This window comes from Methylobacterium sp. WL103, assembly GCF_008039885.1.
GTDB classification, from domain to species: Bacteria; Pseudomonadota; Alphaproteobacteria; order Rhizobiales; family Beijerinckiaceae; genus Methylobacterium; species Methylobacterium cerastii.
Genome location: NZ_VRUX01001115.1, coordinates 1 through 757 on the forward strand (window position 1 = coordinate 1; position 757 = coordinate 757).

At 73.6% G+C, this 757-nt stretch carries 1 protein-coding gene; it reads right to left on the reverse strand.

From position 1 onward, the window contains the following. Positions 1-553 (reverse strand): GSCFA domain-containing protein (locus tag FV222_RS28130; protein WP_147816416.1); only part of this gene is annotated, 553 nt, incomplete at its 3' end. Positions 554-757 lie beyond the last annotated feature (204 nt).

Sequence of the window (757 nt, forward strand, 5' to 3'; positions counted from 1 at the left end):
GGGCGGCCCCGTCGGCGCGCCAGCGCCAGCCCTCGGTGAGGCCCAGCGTCAGCACGAACACGTCCAGCGTCTCGAACAGGCGGCGCACCTCGGCCAGATGCGCGTCGCGGGCGGCCACCACCGCGGCCTCGTCGGGGAAGCCCGCGGGCTCGACGGTGGGGCGGAACGGGTCGACGTAGCGGCCGTCCTCGCGCAGCCACGCCTTCAATTCGGGCTCGAACCGGCCGTAGGCGCGGTCGAACAGCTGCACGAACTGGCGCGTGTAGTAGAGGTTGCCGTAGCGGGCCGAGAAGGTGCCGAACTGGCGCGCGTCGGCCTCCGCGCGGGCGGTGCCCTCGGGGGCGGGCTCCGTCACGTAGTAGTTGAAGCCCTCCGCTCGAAGAGCCTCGGCGACGCGCTGGGCGAAGCACGATCCGCCGGTGGCGACCTTGTCGCCCTGGCCGATGGCGAAGGGGGCGCGCGGCCGCGGATCGACCGCGAACGGGGCGACGTTGGTCACGACCTTGCGCCAGAAACGCTCGGCCGGTAGACCGCTATAGGGGTTGGCCGTCATCTTTTGGACCCTTCCTCCGACCTCCGGCGCGTCCGCCTCGGCGACGCGTCCCGAGCTTCTTAGCCCCACCCGATGCACCCGGCGCGAACGTGGCCCTGTCCGATCTGCCCAGGCGCGCCCGCGGCGCGTTCTCGTTGTCGCCGCCATCCTGGGCGACACCGTGGCGCGCCAAGCCCGCCGCCGACGCGGGCCGCCGCGGACCAC